Source organism: Pinisolibacter sp. (assembly GCF_036782435.1).
Lineage (GTDB): Bacteria > Pseudomonadota > Alphaproteobacteria > Rhizobiales > Ancalomicrobiaceae > CALBKH01.
The window spans coordinates 1-19,901 of record NZ_DAIPZB010000061.1; the positions used below are offsets into that span (position 1 = coordinate 1).

Here is a 19,901-nt window from a genome sequence, read left to right on the forward strand (position 1 = left end):
CGACGCCGTCCTGCGCCAGAACCCGGAAGTCGGCGCCTACAATCAGACGATCTGAGCTGTCGACCGCAGACCCGTCTCACCGAAGAAGGTCGCCGCGAACGACCGCGCATACCAGGGGTGCGGCGCCGTGTATCGTCACCACTCGGCGATCGGGTCGTGATGAAACGACAGACGCCGAGTCGGTTCGAGGCATCGACCAGCCGAACACCGTGTGTTCGCGTCGGTATCGGACCCGCGAGTTTCCGATGACCATGAACGATCCCTCGCGAAGGCGACCCGTGAGGGCGGAGCCTGCGTCGCCCGTCGAACCTCGCACCGGGGCGATCGTTTCGGCTTGGAAGGGCGCGGGGGTCGCAACGACGGACGGCGAGGCGAACCTCGGTAAGCGGGAGGAGCTTCGCATTCGTCCCAAGAGGCCAACGCCCGCTCGAACCGAGCGTCGAATATGGCCGTCTCGGTTCGTGAGCAAGCCAGGTCGCTGAGCGAGACGAGGACGGCTCGGGGCAAGGTCATTGCCTACGGGCTGGAGCGCAACTATCTGAGGGAGGATTTCGCGCCGAGATCGAGGCGATCCTGGCCGCGCACCCGGTACCGGCCGCGAAGGCCGCCTGATTGGATCAAAGGCGGATCTCGGAGCAAATCGATGTCGCAGATCGTTCCCGTCGTGCTGTGTGGTGGTTCCGGCTCGCGCCTGTGGCCGGCGTCGCGGGAGAGCTTTCCCAAGCAGTTCCTGGCCCTGACCGGCGAGATCTCGCTGTTCCAGGACACGCTGAAGCGGGTCGTCGGACCCGGCTTCGACGCACCGATCGTCGTCACCGGTTCCGACTATCGCTTCCTCGTCGCCGAGCAGATGCGCGCCGTCGGCGTGAAGGGCGACATCGTGCTGGAGCCGATGCGCCGCGACAGCTGCGCCGCCATCGCCGCCGCCGCCCGTCTGGCGCTCGCCCGTGATCCGGAAGCGCTGGTGCTGGTGCTCGCCGCCGACCACGCCATGCCCGACCTCGAGGGTTTCCTCGTCCACGTCCGCCGCGCCGCCGCCGCCGCCCGCGCCGGCCGCATCGTCACCTTCGGCATCCACCCGACCCGCGCCGCCACCGGCTACGGCTACATCCGCCCCGGCGAGCCGCTGGCCGAGGAGGGGGTGTCGACCATCGCCGCCTTCGTCGAGAAGCCGGACGAGGCCACCGCCGAGCGTTACGTCGCCGAGGGCTATCTCTGGAACTCCGGCAACTTCCTGTTCCGCGCCCGGGTCTTCCTCGAAGAGCTCGATCGTCTGGCGCCGGAGATCGGCCGCCCGGTGGCGGAAGCCGTCACCCATGCCGCCCGTGATCTCGATTTCCTGCGGCTCGAGGAGGAGGCCTTCTCGATCGCCGTGCCGAAGTCGGTCGACTACGCGGTGATGGAGAAGACCGCGCTCGCCGCCGTCGTCCCCTCCGATTTCGCCTGGTCCGACGTCGGCGCCTGGGGCGCCATCTGGGATCTCGCCGCCAAGGACGCCTACGGCAACGCCGCCAAGGGCGACGCCGCCTTCCTCGACGCCGCGAACTGCTACGTCCATTCGCCCGACCGGCTGACGACGGTGGTCGGCCTCGACGACGTGGTGGTGGTGACGACCCGCGACGCGGTGCTGGTGGTGGCGCGCGATCAGGCGGAGAAGGTCAAGGGGCTGGTCGCCCGCCTCACCGCCGCCGGCCGCAAGGAGGCGACCGAGAACCTCAAGGTCTTCCGCCCCTGGGGCTCCTACGACAGTATCGATCACGGCCCGCGCCATCAGGTGAAGCGGATCTCCGTCGATCCCGGCTGCAAACTGTCGCTGCAGAGCCATTTCCATCGCGCCGAGCACTGGGTGGTGGTGTCGGGCACGGCGCGCATCACGGTGAACGACACGGTGACCATCGCCTCGGAGAACCAGTCGGTCTACATCCCGCTCGGCGCCACGCATCGGCTGGAGAACCCCGGCAAGATCCCGCTCGACCTCATCGAGGTCCAGTCCGGCTCCTATCTCGGCGAGGACGATATCGTCCGCTACGAGGACGCCTACAACAGGAGTTGAGGGCGGAGCCCTTCGAAAATCGAAGCGTCGGCCGATCATGCCACCCTCCCGCATCACGAGGCGGAAGAGATTCGTGGTTCGCGAGCATCCGCAACCGTAGCATCGGGCGCGGTGAGCGAAGATGATCGGCGCGGAGGCCTCTTGCCGTCGGGCAGCCGAGCGCTTCGGCATCGGTGCCGCCAGCGAGATCGGATGGCGTGCGCGGGAACGACTTCAGGGCGATGCACGACCCGAGGCGCTCGGCGGAGATCGCCGGTCCGGCCCGGCGGCTCGATGCCTACGCCGATCTGATCCTCGTATGGATCGAAGCGGCGCGAGCCTCACCCTCGGCGAGCTACGAGCCCGCCGTCGCCGAACAGGGGTGTGTCACCTGAATCTTGTCGGCCGCAGCGGCCGACGCACGGTCTCGCGATCCGAAGGTCAGGCGTGCTCGCGCGCCCCGAAGACGAAGAACAATCCGATTCCCCAGAGAATGGTCGATCCGAGCGCGACCATGGTGATGTCTCGGGCGGTCCGCGGGTACTTCGCTTCCTCCGGCATCGCGGCGGTTTCGAATATCGCCAGATAGCGAACCTTGCGATCCGCCTCGTAACGCGCCCGTTCCAGGGATGCCAGAGCGGTGAGATAGGCCTTCTCGGCGAAGATCCGCTCGGCCTCGAGCTCCTCGTAGGACGACAGCATCCGTGCCACGGTGCGTGTGCCGTCGACCTGCTTCTCCGAGGTCGCCGCCGATTCGCCGCTCACTTCCCTCTGGAGCACGGCGAGTTGCTTCAGCAGGGCTGCGCGCTGGTTCTTCAGCACCACGATCGACGGCGCATCCTCCTTCATGAAGCCGCGCGCCGCCTGGAGTTCGGTGTCGACGCGGGTCAGTTCCGCCTTGCTCTTTTCGATCATCTCCTGCTGGAAGCCGGCCCGTCGAACCGGATCGGCGATCTGCTCCTGTTCGCGGAACTTCCGCATACCGGAGCGCAGCATCCGCTGGCGCTGCTCGGCGCGCTCGACCTCGGTGGTCGCCGCCTTCAGAGCGTCGCGCCGCGATTCGGTCGACAACTGGTTGATCAGTCGATCGGCCGCCGCGGTGATCGCGTTCGCCAGATCGAATGCTTCCTTGGGGTCGTAGGCCGTCACTTCGAGACGGATGATCCCGGTCGAGGGCTCGAAATTGGCCGAGACCATCTTCTGCCAGTAGTCGAGAACGTCCTCGATCTTCTCGTTGCCGGACATCCGCGACAACCAGTCGATCGAGGGCTTCGAGTAGAGCGCTCGAACGTCGATCGAACTCTTGAGATCGTCGATCATGCCACGTCCGAGAACGTAGTCGATCAGGATGTAGGAGTCGGCGGACATGCCGGAACTCCCGCCGAAGTTGCCGAGGATGCCGAGCATGTCGACCGCGGGAGTCTCCTGCCCCCGGACCGCGAACTTCACCTTCACCGCATACCGTTCGCTGGCGAACAACAGGAGATGGAGCGCGACGACGAGAGTCGGCAAGGCGACGCAGGCGAGCGCCGACGCCATGATCCAATGCCGCTTCGCCCACGCCAGGAGGCCTCGGCTGCGCGGGATCGGGATCGATCGGCTCTTTCCGAGCGGAATGACGACCGCCGGCTTGCGTGCCGGTTCGGAGGTCCTTTCCGAAGTCGCTTCCTTGGCCTTCATGGTTGATCCTTCATGAGGCTGTTGTAGACGGCGATCGCATCGTCGATCGAGTCGTAGAACTCCAACTTTCCGTCTCTCAGAACACAGCCGACGGAGCAGTACTGCGCCAGGGTCGCCATGCTGTGTGATACCATGATGATGTCGGATTTTTCTAGTTTATTGGTGAATACGGCGGCGCATTTGGCCTTGAATCGCGCGTCTCCGACCGCGGTGATCTCGTCCACGAGATAGACGTCGAAATTGAAAGCCATCGACAAGCCGAAAGCGAGACGCGCCTTCATCCCGGACGAGTAGGTGTTCACCGGTTCGTCCAGATGAGCGCCGAGTTCGGCGAACGATTGGACGAAGTCCGTCACGGCCTCGACGTCGCGCGAATAGACCCGGCAGGCGAATTTGAGATTGTCGCGACCGCTCAGGCTGCCGTGGAAGCTCCCCGAGAAGCCCAGCGGCCAGGAGATGGACACGCCGTTGCGAGTGATGCGTCCGCGATCGGGCAGTTCACTGCCGCTGACCAGACGCAGCAGCGTCGATTTTCCCGCGCCGTTCACCCCGAGCACGCCGAGGCTGCGGCCGCGCGGTATTTCGAAACTGGCGTTCTCCAGGATCGTCTTCACCCCGGCCTTCAAGCGGTAGCGCTTGGTGACGTTCTCGAACCGGATCATAGCCGTGATACTCGCCGCCGGTACAGTCTTTCGATTACGAGTCCGAGCAGGGCGAAAGATAGTCCGACGACAAACGGTAGAGATTCGATCAAGAGAGCGCTCTTATATCCGTTGTAGAAGCCTTCCCGCACGATGATGACACCCTGCATGGATGGATTCCACTTCATGTATTCGAGTGCAAAAGGTGGAAGTTTCTCTGGAATGAAGAAGATTCCGGTTGTGAAATACTGAACTCGCATGAACCATCCCCAGAGCATCATCCATGACTTGAAGAATGTGGCGATGATGGCATTGAAGATGCCGAACCCCGCGCCGAGGACGGTCATCGACAGGAGTCCATAGGTGACCCGCAGCGGGTCGTTCGGAGCGACCTGGATTTCGAGAAAAACGAAGATGAGGACGACGAAGCCGAGGGCGGCGATGTTGGTGACGACTTCCAGGATGATGCGCGCCCACACCGTGTCTATGTTGCGGACCGGTGGAAACGACAGGAGGGCCCGATTGGCGGTGATCGATTGCGCCGCCTGAGTGGCGGGCCCGCGGAAGAAGGCGAAGGTGATGAACCCGGTGAGGAAGAAGGTCTCGTAGGAGCCGCCCAAGGGCGGCCGCGCCCCGGTCAGGAAGAACATGCCCGACAGGATACCGATCTGGACGAGCGGTTCGAGCAGCGCCCAGGCATAGCCGAACTGGCGCTCACCGAAACGGGTTCGCATCTCCCGAAGGATGAGGGCGCCGACGATGCGTGACTGGAGCGCGAAGCCTCGCTTCAGTTCCGCGCCGGAGATCGATCCCGCCATTCGCCTCTCACCATCACGACGGCCGCATCGTCATGACGATCCGGTCGCCTCGCCCATCGACCGAGACGACCTCTCCTCGCCGCGGGGCCTACCAATTCTTGATCCGCGTGACGGTCGAACTGGTCTGATTGGCCGTCGATGCCACGACACCGGTCGTCGCTTGCATTAGACGGATGAATTTGAGCAATTCTGTGCCGTCGGCGTTGGCCACGTAGACGACGTCCTTGTTGCGCAGCGGGATGCGCTGAGCGAGGGCGAAGCCTTCGGGTTGGCGCAGATTGAGACGGTAGACGATCGGCCGCGGCCGATCCGGTGCCGCGCAGGGCTTTTCGCCCTTCAGAGCGCAGACGAGATCGGCGCGCTCCTGGCGATAGACGAAGATGCCGGCGGGCTCGGCGCGATCGTCGTGAAGACCCGCGGCGGCGCCGATCGCTTCGATCAGAGATGTGCGCTCGTACTCGATTTCGAAGTTGCCCGAGCGACCGGTGGCGCCGATGGCGGTGAAGCGTTGCGGTTCGCGATAGACGAAGATCTCGTCGCCGGGCCAGGCCCAGATGTTCTGTGCCGGATCCTCGAGGATCGTCCGCACCGGCACCGAGCCGGTGGAACCGTGACGGGTCAGCCGGATGAAGAGCTCGTTCGGCACCCCCTTGGTGCCGCCTGCCATGGAGACCACGTCCATGATCCGGTCGCCGCGCGGCGACAACGGAAACCGGCCGGGGCCGCCGACGTCGCCGTTGACGCTCACCAGGCCGGAGCGGCGAGCGTGGAGCGTCACCACCGCCTGCGGTTCGATCGCCTTGTCGCGCAGTCGATCGACGATTTCCTTCTCGACCTGAGCGGTGGTGCGGCCGGCGACGGGGATGCGGCCGGCATAGGGCACGCTGACCGTCCCGTCGGCGCCGACATCCTGGGGCGGCAAGCCGACATGCTTGCTTCCGCCGCCGAGTTGACCGTTGGAGGTGGAGAACAGACCGCCGGCGCCGGCCTCGAAGATGGCGATGCCGACCGCGTCACCGATGCCGATCGTCTGGCTGGGGGTGGGCCGCTTATCGGCGAAACGGCCCGAGAGCGGCAGAGTACGATAGGCTTCGACGATCCGAGCGACCGTCGCATCGATGTCGAAGAGCTCGAGCCCATCCGGCAGCTGATCGGATTGACGGGCCGAAACGATCGCGTCCGTGCTCGGCCCGGAGGTGGGCATGGCGGAGCAACCGGCGAGGGCGAGGGCGAGCGCGAGGGCGGAAGGCGCTACAAAAAACCATCTATTCACGCGCCGCTCCTTGTCCGATTGCCGCATCTGATTAACAACTCGAGGGATTTCGGACAACCTCGAGGTGGAATCTCGACCTATTTGACGAGGCCATGTTGCCGCTTGGCTACAGGCGATTCCGGCGCCTGACGATTAAGATCGAGTGTACGAAAAGGAGCAATTCAGCGGAATTCATCGGGGGTGATGAACTCGCCGGAACATGATCGGGTCCAGCCGAATTGACCCGATCGGAAGGGATGAGCCGCGCGAACGAGACGAAACGGGTCGCGAACCGATGTGACCGGATCGGCTCCGTCCCGGCGGTGCCGTCGGCCGGGTTCTCCTGGCCCTTGGCGAGCCGACGGTTGCGGCCGAACCACGAGAAGGACCGCTCGACCACCCGGCGACGCGGCAGGACGACGAAGCCCTTCATGTCGTCGGTCCGCTTCACGATCTCCATGCGGAAGGTCGGCACGGCGGCGACCTCGTTCTTCACCTGATGGGCATTGTAGCCGCCGTCGGCCCAGACCATTTCGAGCCCCGGGAAGCGCGCTCTGATCTCGTCGAGGACAAAGCCCGCCCCGTCCCCGCCCGAATGCCGGCGGAATGGACGAGGACACGCATCGGCAGGCCGATGGTGTCGACGAGGGCATGGCTTGCCGCCCTTCGACGTTCTTGCCGGCGTCGTAACCCGCTGCGTCGTCTTGACCGCGCCCTTTTCGACCGCCGCCCACATCCCGACTCACCGCTTCGAACGTCCCGAAACCGGTGAAGCACACAACCATACCGAGTTTGATGATCTTCTGGGTCGGGCTCTATGGCCGAGAGCAGCAGGCGAATACAGCGCAATCGAATGAGCGGAACGCGCTCCGGGCACCGAGATGCCTCGATGCCCGGAACTCGACGGTTTCGTCATGATCAGAAAAATTCGCCGAACAGCATCACTGCTGGTCGACCACGAAGCGCGGCTTCGTCTTGGCCATCGCACTCGAGTACTCGAAGCCCGGAGGCGTGAAGTTCAGCCGGATCGGCCCCGCATCCAGCGGGTTTCCCTTCGAGAACGTACCGACCTGGATGAGGTAGGTCTGCCCGGCGGTGGCGTTGAAGGTGAGCCGGCTCGTCAAATCCAAGCCGCTGTCGTCGTCGTAGGCGATCTGGGTCAGACCGGACAGCGTCGTTCCCGTGTAGACCGCCAAAACCGTATCCGCACCGGCACCCGACGTCGTCATCGATCCGATGGTATCGATAGTATAGGCGCCGCTGAGGTGAGCCGTGAATTTCCACCAGACCGTGTTGCCCTGGACGGTCAGCGGCTCGTTCACCTCGGTCGTGGCCATGTAGTTGTTGCCGGTCGCCAAGGTCATCGCGGTATCGTAAACCCAGACCGAGCGCGCCGAAGCGAAATTGTCGTTCGCCGGATAGCTCATGCCTTCGAGCCGGATGATGCCGCCGTCGGCCGCCGCCTTGCCCGACACTTGGAGGTAGTAGGTCTTGCCGACCGAAGCCCAGAAGGTGACCTGGCTCGATTTCGTCGAGGAACTGGCGTTGTCGTTGGCCGTGACCTGCGTCAGGCTGGACACCGTGTTGCCTGTGTAGACGCCGAGAACCGTGTCGAAGTTCGATCCGAAGGTCGAGAAACTCATCTTCTGGGTTGCCGTGGGCGTCACCTTCCACCATGCGGACGGCCCCTGGGCCGACAACGGAGCGGGTTCACCGCTTTGCCGCGTCGCGCCACTGGTCGAGCCGAAGATCTCGCTGAAGCGCGTGGTGATCGGGATCGCCGACGCGAATGCGTCGTTCGTCGGAGCGACCGGCGCAGCGAGAAACGCCCGCGCGGCCTCCACGTTGAGGCGCGGAAGCGTCTGACCGGTGCCGTAACGTCCATCCGTGACCAGCGGCCCCGACCGCCGCAACGCATCCTCGAGGTAGGCGAGTCTGGTGGACGGGAAGCCCCCCCGCAACGCGGCCAAGGCGCCGGTGACGTGGGGAGCGGCCATCGAAGTTCCCTGATAGCCTTCATAGAGACCGCCGAGCACCGACGAGATCACCGCGCCATCGTCGTTGGTGTCGCCACCCGGCGCGAGCACCCGCGTCTTCGACGACAGGTTCGAGTAGTAGGACACCGCAGTGCCGGCCCGGTTGGTGGCTCCGACGGATACAACGTTCGACAGGCACCCCGGCCAGGACATGGCATTCGGATAGGAGTCGTTGCCCGCCGCGACGATCAACGGGATGTTGCGAGCCCGCAGACGATTGACCACCGTGAAGAACGCCGGCGTCGTTTCGTCGCAATAGCCGCCGTAGATGCCGCCGCCGATGCTCATGTTGATCGCCCGGATGTACCAGGTCGGATGGGCGATGTCTTGGCTCTCCACCCATTCGAGACCCTGGGTCATCGTCGATTCGTATGTGTAGCCGCTGCTGTCGAAAACATTGGCGGCGATCAGCTTGGCATACTTGGCGACGCCGGCCTTCGGCGCTCCTCCGGATACGGTGTTCAGGCCGAGGGTGATGCCGGAGACGTGGGTGCCGTGAGACGAGCCGGTGTTGTAGGGATAGGACGTCCCCGGACCGGAGTCGGAGACGTCGCTGTTGTTGCACGTGGAATCGGTGGTGAAGCAGGCCTCTCCGAGGACACGGGAAGTTCCGAGGAACGGATGATTGGCCTGAACGCCGGTGTCGAGAACCGCCGCCGTACGGCCGGACCCGGCGATGTAATGCGACCAGGCGGCGGGCATGCCGATCGTCACCGTCGTGGTATCGAGAACCTTCGAGGCTCTGTGGTCGACTCGTACCGACAGGACCGACGGGTCGGCCAGGAGGCGTTCCAATTGACCCTTGGTGACCAGCACCGAGAAGGCGGGGACCGTGCTCAGTTTGACGATGGCGCCCCCGTTCATCCGCTTGCCGATGCCGAAATGAGTGACCGCGACCTTGTCGATCGCCGAAGCGATCTCCGCCTTGGCGGCGGTTCGCTTCGACGGATCGGCCATCGCCGCGCCGAGTGCGGACGCGCTCGCCCGGGTCCGGACCGTCACGATGACACGCGCCGTGCCGCTCGCGGAAATTTCTTTCAAGACGGCTGCGGCCGGGCTCTTCTTACCCCCGTCAGCGCCGCCCTTCTCGGCGGCCGCCACGGGTGTGCCGATGGCCGTCACGCAGGCCAATCCTGCTGCAATCAACAATTCAGCTGTTCTGGTCATGACCTTTCCTCGCCAAATGAGCGTTCGACGGCCGACGCTCGACGAAATCCCTCCGAGCCACGGAGTCTCGAACGGCCAGACTTCCGGATTCGCCGCGTCCGAGTGAAGGGTAGCGCGGACCTGCCTTGGAGGGCACTCATCAAATTAGGATACGGATCCGGCAGATTGCAATCGGAAGTCATGCTGAAGTTTGGCCCGGGTCGCCGGACGGGGTGAAGGCGAGCCCGAGCGGGCGTCGGCCGGTCAGGCCGAAATTCACGAAATTCGGACGAGTCGGAATTTCGTGAACCCTGTGCGATCCGCTGGTGAAGCTCTCGGCTCTCGTGGACTTCGAGGTTTTCCGGCCCTGCCTCGCCGGTGCGCTGACGCGATCGGATGGGTGCAAGAGCGGCCGCCCGCCCTACGATCCGATCCCGATGTTCAAGATCCTGATCCTGCAGACGCTCCACACGCTGCCGGACGACGCGATCGGGTCCCGGATCCGGGACCGCCTGTCGTTCGTGCGGTTCCTGCGGCTCGGGCTCGAGGATACGGTTCCCGACGCCGAGACGATCCGGCGTTTCACCCCGGAGGATCAGGCGAGGAGGCCGCGAAGCGGGTCGACCGAAGCGCTGTCGGGGAAGACGATCTCGGCGAGCCGACGTCGGTCGACGCCGAGATGGTCGAGCGCGACGCCCTTGAGGACGGCGCGAAGGTCCGTCGTCGGTCTCAGGTCCCGCTTCTCGTACAGATCGGCTTCGCCGAGGCCGGGCCAATCGCCGATCACGCGACCGCCTTTCACCCCGCCCCCGATCACCAGCGCGACCGAGGCGGTCCCATGGTCCGAGCCGGCCGTGCCGTTCATCCGGACGGTCCGGCCGAACTCGGTGGCGACGACGACGACGGTATCCTTCCACACCGGCGACATGGCATGGGCCAGCCCTTCGAGGGCGGCGTCGAGCGATTCGAGCGTCCGGCCGAGCGCGCCTCCCACCGGACCTTCGGCGGCGTGGGTGTCCCAGCCGACGAAACTCATGGTGGCGATGCGTGGGCCGTCGTCCCGCGCCATCAGATTTCCCGCCGCCAGACCGGAGTAGCGGAAGAGAGCGGCGCCCCGGGGCTTCTCGGCCTTCATCGCCTCGGCGACGACCTTTTCGACCGAGGCCTCGCCGCCGACCGCACGATTCAGCTCCAGGGCCTTCTCGTAACTCGCCGCCAGTTTCGGATCGACCCCGCGATAGAGGTCGAGGAGGCGCATGCGGAGATCTTCCTTCACCGGGGGGTAGCCAGGAGGCAGCCACGAGACGACGGGTGCCGGACCGTGCATCAGGAGGGGGAGGCTCGACCCGATCGCCAGACCGCCGTGCCGGCCGATGCGCTCCTGCGATCCGAGAAGCCCGATCAGGCGGTTCATCCAACCGCTGTCGACCCGCCCGACGCCGCCGAGCCCGCTCTCCACGACATCCTGGCCATCGAAATGCGACCGTTCGCGATAGGGGGAGGCCGTCGCGTGGACGATCGCGGCTTCGCCGTTGCGAAAGAGCGAGCCGAGGAATGGCATGTTCGGATTGAGGACGAAGGTGCCGTCGAGTGGAATCCCCGCGTTTTCACCGGTTCGTGCGAGATCCAGCCCGCCGCGCGCCGCCTCGTAGTGCGGATCGCCGACCGGAGCGACCGCGGCGAGACCGTCGAGCCCGCCGCGTAGGAACAGGAACAGGAAGCGCGGATCGCGTCCGGGGGCGGCGATCGACACACGGGGGATGACCGCGGAGGCGACGAGCGTCCCCATCGCCGTCATCACGCCGCGACGCGAGTGAAGAACCGGGTCCATCTCGTCACCTCCGCAGGAAATCGGGAGACATCAGGAGAAGCGTCAGAGCGATCTCGGGCGTTTCCGCCCGCTCGATCGTTCGGCGTGTCTCGGGATGAAGGAATGCCCCGATGGTCTCGTCGGCCAGACGCGGCACGTTCCGATCTCCGGCGTTGCGCCTGGCGAGTGCCGCCACGGCGTCGAGAAGCTCGAGGAGGGAGGCGGGGGCGGCCCAGGCATCGTCGTCGTCGGGCCATCCACTCGGGAACGGAACGTTCCACAATGGCTGGCCGAACAGCGAGAGCATGCGGTTCGCTTCGCCGAAACGCCAATCGATCCCGAGCATCCGGCCGGTGGCGACGAGGAAGTCCCAAGGAGGAAGAACCTTGGCCGGCGGCGCCCGCCACGCCTCGTCGGAGCCGACGAGAGCCGACGAGACCGCGCGCAGATCACCGTCGGTGTCGAGAAAGACGCGCGTCAGTCGGGCGACCAACCCGGCCGGCTCCTGGTCGCCGACGAAGTGTCGGACCAGTTTGCGGGCGACGTGGCGCGCGGTCGCCGGGTGGCGGGCGAGGTCCTCGAAGATCGCTTCGGCCTGATCTGCACCGCCCTGAGCATACTCCTTGCCGAGGACGCGAACCGGTCCGGGTTGGTGGCGCTCGGGGGAGAACAGGAACGTGCCGGGCTCTCCGGACTTCGCCGTCATTCCGGCGAAGCCCCAACCCGTCAACGCCGCCGAAAGAGCGGTGACGTCGGCCTGCGAATAGCCGCCCTCGACACCCAGCGTGTGGAGTTCGAGGATCTCGCGTCCGAGGTTCTCGTTGAGGCCCTTCTTGCTCCGCTGACCGACTTTGGACGACGGTCCGATCGACACGTTGTTGTCGAGATAGGCGAGCATCGCCGGGTGGTGCGCGCTCGCCGACAGCATGTCGGCGAAGCGGCCGAAGACGTGAGGGCGAACGACTTCGCGTTCATAGGCGCCGGCGACGGTTCGGAGCATCGGGCCCTTGCGGCTGGCGACACAGAAGTGGTTGGACCAGAAGTTCACCAGGCGCTCGACCATCGGCGTCGTCGTCGAGAGCTGACGGTCGAGCCGCGCTTCGAACTCGCCGCGGTGGAGTTGTTCGGGAACCGACGCCGGCATCGGCGCCGGCATCGGCGACATCGCAGCGGTGGAAGGGGAGTTCGGCGCCGCCGCCGCCATCGGTTTCGGCGGCTCGGCTTCTCGCAGTCGCTTCACCTCGGCGATGTAGACCCAATAACGGCGGAGCGCTTCCACCGTCGACGGAAGATCCGAAGAGGCGAGCAATCCGGCTCGTGGCTGCAATTGTGCCAGTACGGCACCACGAGGGTCGTCGCGAAGGGCGACGATCTCACCGGGCCGGGCGCCGAGCCCGAATCGACGCACCGCGACGAAGGAGGCTCGTTCCCGATCCCGTGCCATGTCGTGTTTCCCACTCGGACCACGTCGGTCCGCGAACTCCCGATCCTGCCGCCGATTATGGCGGAATTATCCCGGGCGCGAACGTCGATCCCACCCGGAAAATGAAATACGTCGGACACCCGACACGAGGGCGTTCCCGGTAGAGAACCCGAGCCGATCGACGGTCGACGACGATCGGCGTGCCCTTGGTCCGGCCCACCGGCGCCCGGCGCGACCCGCCGTCGAGCCGCTCCCACGATGCCCGAGGCGAAACCTGTCATGCCGGAGGCCCGCGGCGCCGATGCATCCGACCATCGGAGGAACGCGACTTCCTCATTCGCGATCGAAGGCACGCGAAACTCGTGCGAGGAACGCCTTCGGTCATTGTCAAAGGCCATTGGTTTCAGCCCGCCTGATGGAAACCAGGGCGGATGGAGATGCCGAGCGCGGTGCCGGCCGTCTCCAACCGTTGCAGATCGAACAGCCGCCACCCTTTCGGCAACTCTCCTTCGAGCCGACCGCGATCGCGGTGGACCATCGCGAAGAGTTCGTCACCGCGATAGAAGCGATAGCATCGCTGGTCTGCCTGCCCCTCGGCCACGACCCGATCGGCCGTGGCGAGCAGATAGTTGGTGATGGAGTAGGCCACGAGCGCCGGGCGGCAGTAGCTCTCGGCGTTGCCGACCAGCGCATATCCGGTCGCCGAACTCTGCCGATAGCCCGATGTGATCTCGACTCTCGGGTTCGCGAACCTGAACCACAGGACGGCTTCATAGCGTTTCCGACTGGCCGCTTCGAGCGTGAAGAGCATCAACCAATCGGCCTGGCTGTCGAGGGAGAACACCGGATAGCGGAAACCCAGCTCGGTGATGTGGATGCCGAAATCCCTCTCGGCGGGGACGTGAGCTTCGACCAGCCTCTCCATCCGATCGAAGAACCGGACGTAGTCCTCCGGCTGATAGGTGTAGCCGTGGATGGCCAGGCCGTCGCAGGTCTCGTGCCCGCCGGCCACGAGGAACTTCTCGATGAAGTCGAAGTGCCAGCTGTGGGTGCACCCGCCGATGATCGTCAGGCTCGGCGCCACCTCGGCGAAGGTCTCGCGCACGATCCGATGCATACGCATCAGAACGTCGAAGTCGTCGTTCCAGTGTCCGAGAGCGGTCGCCTCGTTCCAGACTTCGTAGTGCGTGATGCCGGCGCGGACCGCACGCTCGCCGATCCAACCGATCAGACGCCGGTATTCGTCCCAATCCGCGGGACCATAGCGATAGTAGTCGGGAAGATCGCTGCGGCGCGACAGCCAACGCGGCATCCCGAACACCGCCAGCACGCGTTTGCGTCCGATCCCCGGGGGTAGCGACGGCATCAGGCCGACCCCGCGCGTGAAGCGGAACCGGTCGCCGACTCTGATCACTTTCTGCAACGAAAGGACGAAGCGATCCCAGGCCCCTCCACAGGCGGCGATCAACTCGTAGTGTTGTTCGTCCGACATGCCGAGCACATCGCCCCACCCGTCCTCGTCCATCGGCAAGCAGCGAACGACGGGCCACCGAGACCGGGCCAGGACGTCACCGGCGGGCGACGTCACGGTCGCCGACACCAGGTAACTGCCGACGCGAGGTAGTTTCAAGGCTCCGGAGAGGTGCTCCTCCTTGAGGATGCAGGAGAAGGAGTCGACCGTGACGGCATCGGCGAGAACTTCGATCGCGAGTTTTCCACCGATGGCTCCGACCGCCAATCCCACGGCGCTCAGCGAGATGCTGAACGCCATCTCGTGCGACTGCGTCGAGAACTTGGGAAAGGATCGGCTCTGGTTCATCCGTTCGAAGACGACCAGGTCTTGGACGTTCAACGAGTGATCGTCCGACCCGGGGCATATGGCGAGGTCTTCGAGACGGATGTCGACGTCGTTCTCGGTGTCGGCGAGAAAATCGAAGTAGATCCTGACGATCCCGGCATCGAAGAAGTCACCCTCGACCGGTATATTCGTGCGCAGATCTCGATCGTAGATGAACGCCGAAAGCGGCAGGCGAATCTCTTGTGGTTCGCCGGCCCTCGAAATGTCGAAGAAATCCTTCAGGTTTCCGCGAGAAAAACGGAAGACGGAATTGTTTGAATTAACGAGATGAACAGAAGGAAAGCCGACATCTCCATTGATTATGTCGGCCTTCATGCCCTTCGCTACGGGTGAGTACAGAGTGAAGACCAGGTAGGCAGAACGATCGAAGATGTGTTCACCGTCGAAAGCCGCACGTTGCACGCGTGGCCCGACCGGTTTCAGGAAGAAGGAGAAGGGCGACACGACCGCCGGCGTGGCGACCCCCGGCAACCTGACCGCGGTGAACTTCAGCCGTTCCATCCTGCCCTCCGCTCGGGCGTCCGCCCGTCTCGGATCCTCTCACCTCGGTACGCCGAGCGACCGAGATCGCCGGATCGCGGCGCTCGGGCCTCGGAAAAGCTCTGACCGGCTCGGCGTCCGCGTCACGATCCCATCGCGTCGAACGATCACTTCGCGTTGAGAAGAATATTCATGTCCTGCACGCCACCGATGTTGTTGATCAGATGGCGCTTGAAGACGAAATAGTCGGACCACTTGTTGATCAGGTAGGCCGGATCATTCGAGGTCTGGCCGTATGAATCGGTGACGCCGGGGAAATACTTGTCCGCATGGCTCTTCAGCGTGGCGGATTCCCGGTAGAGGATACCCGCGGTCCTCAGGGTCTCCGGATCGACGTCCTGCCAAGCGGGAATCTTCATGGCGACCTTGCGATGCTCGATCGCTTTGTAACTCGAGGTCGTCGCCATGAGGTAGCCGCCGGGGCGGATGATGCGCCGCATCTCCGCGAGCCAAGCCAATTGGTCGGCCTCCAACAGATGCGTCCATATCGAAATCGAATAGACGACGTCGAAAGTGTCGTCGTCATAGGGCAGTGGCGGCTTGAAGCTGGTGGTGCGAACGTCGACGTCCGGCAATACTCGACCGAGATAGGCGGTGGCGCTGGCGTCGATATCGCAGGCGTGGGTCAACTTTCCGTGGTCGAAGAACATCGGTAGCCCGACGCGGCCACAGCCGCAGCCGAAGTCGAGAACCTTCAAGTCGCTGCGGCCACCGAGGAATTCGTCGATGTGGGCGTTGACGGTCCGCGCGATGCCGCGACCGGCGGAGACGAACCTCTCGAACGTCGTCGCCCCGCTCACGCGGGCGAGGTTCTCGTTCGGCGGGCGATCGATCGTGTTGGTCCAATCCATCTTCCGTTCCCTTCGTGAACCGGGCTCGCCTCACCCGGTCGAGACGCCCTCGACCCTTCTCGGAACGAGGTTGCGCCGGAGTTTCCTCCGTCACGCGGCGATGTCGTGGATGTTCGGCTTGACGGGAATCCCGAGGGCTCCGAGGGCCGCGATCAGTTCCCTCGCCACACTCGCCCGCCAGCGGTCGAATGCGGCGCCGTCGAATTCGATACGGGCGAGCGCATCGTGGAGATCGCGCGCCGCCTCGACCTGTGCGATGCCGATCCTCGGCAGAAGCATGGTGTTGGCCAGTTCATCGGTCCGGCTGTCGTGGGCCACGATCACACCGGGTGTGCCGGCGGCGATCGCCGCCATGTTGCCGTGCAGACGGGTTCCGATGAACATCTCCATCTTGGCGTTGTCGTGGATCCACTGCGGTGCCGAGGTATAGAAGCGGCCCGCCCGCGCCATGAAGGCCCAGAAGTCGTTCAGGTCCATGTCGGGCGCCAGAATGGCGGCGATCGAGGCGCGCACCTGACTGCTGATCCGGAACCAACGTCCATTGGAGGCATCGATCGCGTTCTGGCCGCCCGACTGTTGGACGTAGACGCCATCGCTTCCCGCCAGCCACGAGAAGAGGCGCCTCTCCAGATCCCGTTTGACCGGGTCGCCCGAGATCTCGAAGGGGGCGGCGGCCGTCAGACCGAACCGCGGCGGGGTATCCCTCGCCGCGAGTTCCTTCAATCGCGCCTCCATCTTGCGACCGATCGTCGGATCCGGATTGAGCAGCGCCGAAGGGCAGCCGAGCACCCGAACATCCGGAAGCCCGAGAGCTTCGCAGACCTGCCGCGAATACTCCCCACGCACCGAAACGAACGCCGCCTGGTCCCGGAAGATGTCCACCATGCGACGAACGTGCGGGTCGGCCTTCAGCGCGGCGATGGTCTCGGCCTCACCCCCGATCTTCGGAGACTGGGCCCCCAGCCCGAATATGATCAGACGCCGCCTGGTGCCGGCGAGGAAGTTGTTCAGGCCGGTCCAATCGGCTCCCAGGCGGAGGTGGTTGGCGGCTGGAAAGACGACGAATTCGACGCCTTTCAGAGCCTCTCTGTCGGTGTAGTCGACCTCGGAGAGTCCGAGGTGAACCATCTCGCCGTCGAGGATCCGCGTGGTGGCATACTGGAACATGAGATTTCCAGAATTGTTGCCGAGGACCTTCAGCAACGTCGCGTCGTCGAACCGTTCCGGTTCGCGCACATGGCCCGGAGGGCCCAAAACAGCGATCTTCGGTGAAGTCAAGTCAGAAATCCCTACCGCTCATCTCTACGGTCATCTTCGATTTTGATAACCGCATCGCCAACTCGGAAAACGAACTCCATGTCGATCCGAGCATTCGCGGCGCCGAACTCAATAGAATCGCATCCGCGAGAGCGTAACGCAGCTGCGTTGCGGAGCGATCATAGACATCCCTGGACAGGAAGGCAACGCGATCGCCGTAGCGCCCGAGGAATTCCTCATAGGTCTCCGGGCGATCGGCGGCGAGAAAGATGTGTCGCGCCGCGCCCTGCTCGATCAGTGCGTCGATCCGCTTCATGAAGTGGGAGAAATGGCTCTTGGCACGCCATTCGTGCAGCAGTCTGTGGCCTTCCTCGGTCCAGTTCTCCTGGGAATCGTAGGTGTTGTGATCGAGGCCGGCGCCCGCCTCCATGCGCACGTGGGCCGAGAGATCGTTCGGCTGCCGCACCCGGTTCACGAGATCGAGGACCGACGCGGTGGGCGTCAGATTCTGCAGCCACCGGTTCTCGAGGTCCCAACTCGTATGAGGGTTGTTGAGCACATAGGCGGAGCGAGCGTAGGCGTCTCTGGTCGGGTCGAGGACGACGGGTCCGTCCTTGTCGGCTCCGTCTTCGACCTCCATGTAGTTGAAGACCGACATCCCCTTCGAGCGCGCCGCATCGACGAAGGTCGTTTCGATCACCGCTCCGGGATAGTCGAAGAGATCGAAGATGCGGCCGTCGCAATGATGGTCCGGCTGCCAGACGACGACGACTTCGCGATCGGTCGCATCGGCGATCACGGCGGCCGACGCCATGGCGCGGAGACGGTTGCCGAGCCCGTGCTGGGTGTCGATGAAGAGCTTGCGGCGCGGCGAAGATATCTGCGGCGCGGCCGGACCGCCGGAGGCGGGCGCAGCGTTCTTCGCCGTCGCTTCGGCGGCGACCAACGCGTCGATGTCGGCCGTGGTGATCTCGCCGAGCCGCTTGCTCTCGAGCAGCCTGTAGAAGCCGGCGCGGGAAAGATGATAGGCCTGCATCCCGACACGCCACGAAACGAGTTCGAGGGCAGCGTAGTATTCCGCATCCTGCTTGATGTCGTCGCCGACATAATGCGGCATTTCGTTCTTCTTCCGACGCACCTCGATATAGGAGCCTTCGTCCCGCAGGATGTCGAACGGGGCGAATTGACGATCGATCTTCCACGGTGGCATGACCATCGCGAGGTAGCGATTGCCGCGAATCTTGAACAGCGGATCGGTATGCAACTCGTCGACGGCGTGGATCGTCTCATCCCCCGCATGGCCGAGCCGCTGAGCATCGTCATGAGGAATATGATAGATCGAACTCGTGTCCACGCAGATGCGCTTCAGACCATAGTTCCCGAGACGCGAATATATGTCATCATCATCCCATCCATAAGTCGTAATATATTCATTGAATCCACGTATATTCAAAAGGTCTTCACGGAACAGATAGAAGAATCCATTGATGTGTTCCTGACCCTTTTCCGCGACTTCCCAATTGCCGGCGATGAATGTTCCATGCTTCAGAATATTGCTGCTGAAGAATGTCGGTTTCAGGGTGATATCGGCATCGACTTTGAGGATACGTTCGTGCCGAGCGTGCCGGAACCCGAGATTGAAAGCATAGGACAAGATCCAGCGCGGCTCGTCGACGGCTCGCACGATGCGGATCCGTGGGTCGGCGATACCCGCCTCGCGGAGGGAGACGTCGACCGGGTCTCTCGACGACCAGTCGACGATGACGACTTCGCCGATCTCCGGCAGAGCCAGCCAGGTCGGTAGGGCCTTCAGGAGGTTTTCCGTGCGATTCATGCAGCAGGTGACCACCGACACGCCACCGTCGGCGGAGACGTCTGCGCCGGAGGGTGCCGGCGCCGCCGACACCTCTGAGGGCTGGACCGGTCGGTGGACGTCGTAGGTTCGTCGGACGAACTCGACGACCTTGCGCACCGATGCGTTCCCCGGCGCCTGCGGGTCGGCGTCCATTCGCCGTTCGATCTCCTCGAGAAGCCGCTCCGCGACATCACGATCGCCGCTCTTGGCGGCGGAGATGGCTCGATTGATCAAATTTATATTCGTGGTCATTCGAAATTCCATCTCGATCAGACAATCTCGTATCGGAGCAGCCGTGCGAGATCTCGGTAATGATTTGAATCCTTCGTCATCTCCGAAATGTCTACGGCATCGATCCTGCGAACTCTCTTCTCTATGATACTCCCGCTGCGTCCACTGTCGCCGGACAACCTCAGTGCATCGAACAGATCGATGAATTCATCGGAATACGTCAGATCCAGAGTGGTGCAGATGTGGCGCATCGCGCGTGCGGGGTCGTCGACGAAATCTTCGTAACGAATGATGTCGACACCTTGGTAACGATCGAGAAAGATCAGATAGCGGCGACAATATTCGTCGAAGGTGGACGGCGAAAAGTGATGCTGCCAGCCGTAGGCGACCATCGACAGGTAGCTGTCGACCGGATCTCTGAGAGGCCGTTTTGAAATTCGCGCCCGGCGATTCCCGTCGGCGTCCGAATGT

General features: G+C 64.1%; 14 protein-coding genes and 2 pseudogenes. 3 read left to right on the top strand and 13 right to left on the bottom strand.

The features are described from left to right. Nucleotides 1-643 precede the first annotated feature (643 nt). Nucleotides 644-2,053: a mannose-1-phosphate guanylyltransferase/mannose-6-phosphate isomerase gene (locus V7Q42_RS19095; protein ID WP_333824835.1), complete on the top strand. Its 1,410-nt coding sequence runs from the start codon at nt 644-646 to the stop codon at nt 2,051-2,053. Nucleotides 2,054-2,192: 139 nt separating this feature from the next. After that, nucleotides 2,193-2,315: pseudogene (locus V7Q42_RS19100) on the top strand (IS630 family transposase); the annotation flags it as partial. Between the two features lie 158 nt (nt 2,316-2,473). On the opposite strand, the gene V7Q42_RS19105 reads toward V7Q42_RS19100, so the two are convergent. From V7Q42_RS19105 to V7Q42_RS19130, 6 genes are all read right to left on the bottom strand, one after another. Beyond that, a complete protein-coding gene (locus V7Q42_RS19105) occupies nt 2,474-3,712 on the bottom strand; it encodes a hypothetical protein (RefSeq protein WP_333825789.1) in 1,239 nt (412 codons plus the stop codon). Then, nucleotides 3,709-4,374 carry an ABC transporter ATP-binding protein gene (locus V7Q42_RS19110; RefSeq protein WP_333825790.1) on the bottom strand — a complete coding sequence of 222 codons (666 nt, stop codon included), beginning with the start codon at nt 4,372-4,374 and terminating at the stop codon, nt 3,709-3,711. Before V7Q42_RS19110 ends, V7Q42_RS19105 begins: the two co-directional genes overlap by 4 nt. Continuing rightward, nucleotides 4,371-5,171: an ABC transporter permease gene (locus V7Q42_RS19115; RefSeq protein WP_333825791.1), complete on the bottom strand. Its 801-nt coding sequence runs from the start codon at nt 5,169-5,171 to the stop codon at nt 4,371-4,373. Before V7Q42_RS19115 ends, V7Q42_RS19110 begins: the two co-directional genes overlap by 4 nt. Before the next feature lie 88 nt (nt 5,172-5,259). After that, nucleotides 5,260-6,444: a polysaccharide biosynthesis/export family protein gene (locus tag V7Q42_RS19120; protein WP_333825792.1), complete on the bottom strand. Its 1,185-nt coding sequence runs from the start codon at nt 6,442-6,444 to the stop codon at nt 5,260-5,262. Nucleotides 6,445-6,550: 106 nt separating this feature from the next. Further along, complete coding sequence (locus tag V7Q42_RS19125; RefSeq protein WP_333825794.1) at nt 6,551-7,159, bottom strand: transposase; 609 nt, start codon at nt 7,157-7,159, stop codon at nt 6,551-6,553. A 205-nt stretch (nt 7,160-7,364) separates the two neighbouring features. Beyond that, nucleotides 7,365-9,626 carry a S8 family peptidase gene (locus V7Q42_RS19130; protein WP_333825796.1) on the bottom strand — a complete coding sequence of 754 codons (2,262 nt, stop codon included), beginning with the start codon at nt 9,624-9,626 and terminating at the stop codon, nt 7,365-7,367. A 296-nt stretch (nt 9,627-9,922) separates the two neighbouring features. Between V7Q42_RS19130 and V7Q42_RS19135 the strand changes: the two are divergent. After that, nucleotides 9,923-10,189: pseudogene (locus tag V7Q42_RS19135) on the top strand (transposase); the annotation flags it as partial. Nucleotides 10,190-10,200: 11 nt separating this feature from the next. On the opposite strand, the gene V7Q42_RS19140 reads toward V7Q42_RS19135, so the two are convergent. From V7Q42_RS19140 to V7Q42_RS19170, 7 genes are all read right to left on the bottom strand, one after another. Beyond that, nucleotides 10,201-11,436 carry a DUF1501 domain-containing protein gene (locus tag V7Q42_RS19140; RefSeq protein WP_333825797.1) on the bottom strand — a complete coding sequence of 412 codons (1,236 nt, stop codon included), beginning with the start codon at nt 11,434-11,436 and terminating at the stop codon, nt 10,201-10,203. Between the two features lie 4 nt (nt 11,437-11,440). After that, nucleotides 11,441-12,859, bottom strand: coding sequence for a DUF1800 domain-containing protein (locus V7Q42_RS19145; protein ID WP_333825799.1), 1,419 nt, complete (start codon nt 12,857-12,859; stop codon nt 11,441-11,443). 382 nt (nt 12,860-13,241) lie between these two features. Further along, nucleotides 13,242-15,197 (bottom strand): hypothetical protein, encoded by a 1,956-nt coding sequence (locus V7Q42_RS19150; protein ID WP_333825800.1) that lies wholly within the window; start codon nt 15,195-15,197, stop codon nt 13,242-13,244. Nucleotides 15,198-15,343: 146 nt separating this feature from the next. Next, nucleotides 15,344-16,087 (bottom strand): class I SAM-dependent methyltransferase, encoded by a 744-nt coding sequence (locus V7Q42_RS19155; RefSeq protein ID WP_333825801.1) that lies wholly within the window; start codon nt 16,085-16,087, stop codon nt 15,344-15,346. 90 nt (nt 16,088-16,177) lie between these two features. Further along, nucleotides 16,178-17,290, bottom strand: a complete 1,113-nt coding sequence (locus V7Q42_RS19160; RefSeq protein WP_333825802.1) for a polysaccharide pyruvyl transferase family protein — start codon at nt 17,288-17,290, stop codon at nt 16,178-16,180. Between the two features lie 76 nt (nt 17,291-17,366). Beyond that, entirely contained in the window at nt 17,367-19,433 is a 2,067-nt protein-coding gene (locus tag V7Q42_RS19165; protein WP_333825803.1) for a glycosyltransferase, read from the bottom strand. Nucleotides 19,434-19,468: 35 nt separating this feature from the next. Beyond that, nucleotides 19,469-19,901 (bottom strand): hypothetical protein (locus tag V7Q42_RS19170; protein WP_333825805.1); only part of this gene is annotated, 433 nt, incomplete at its 5' end.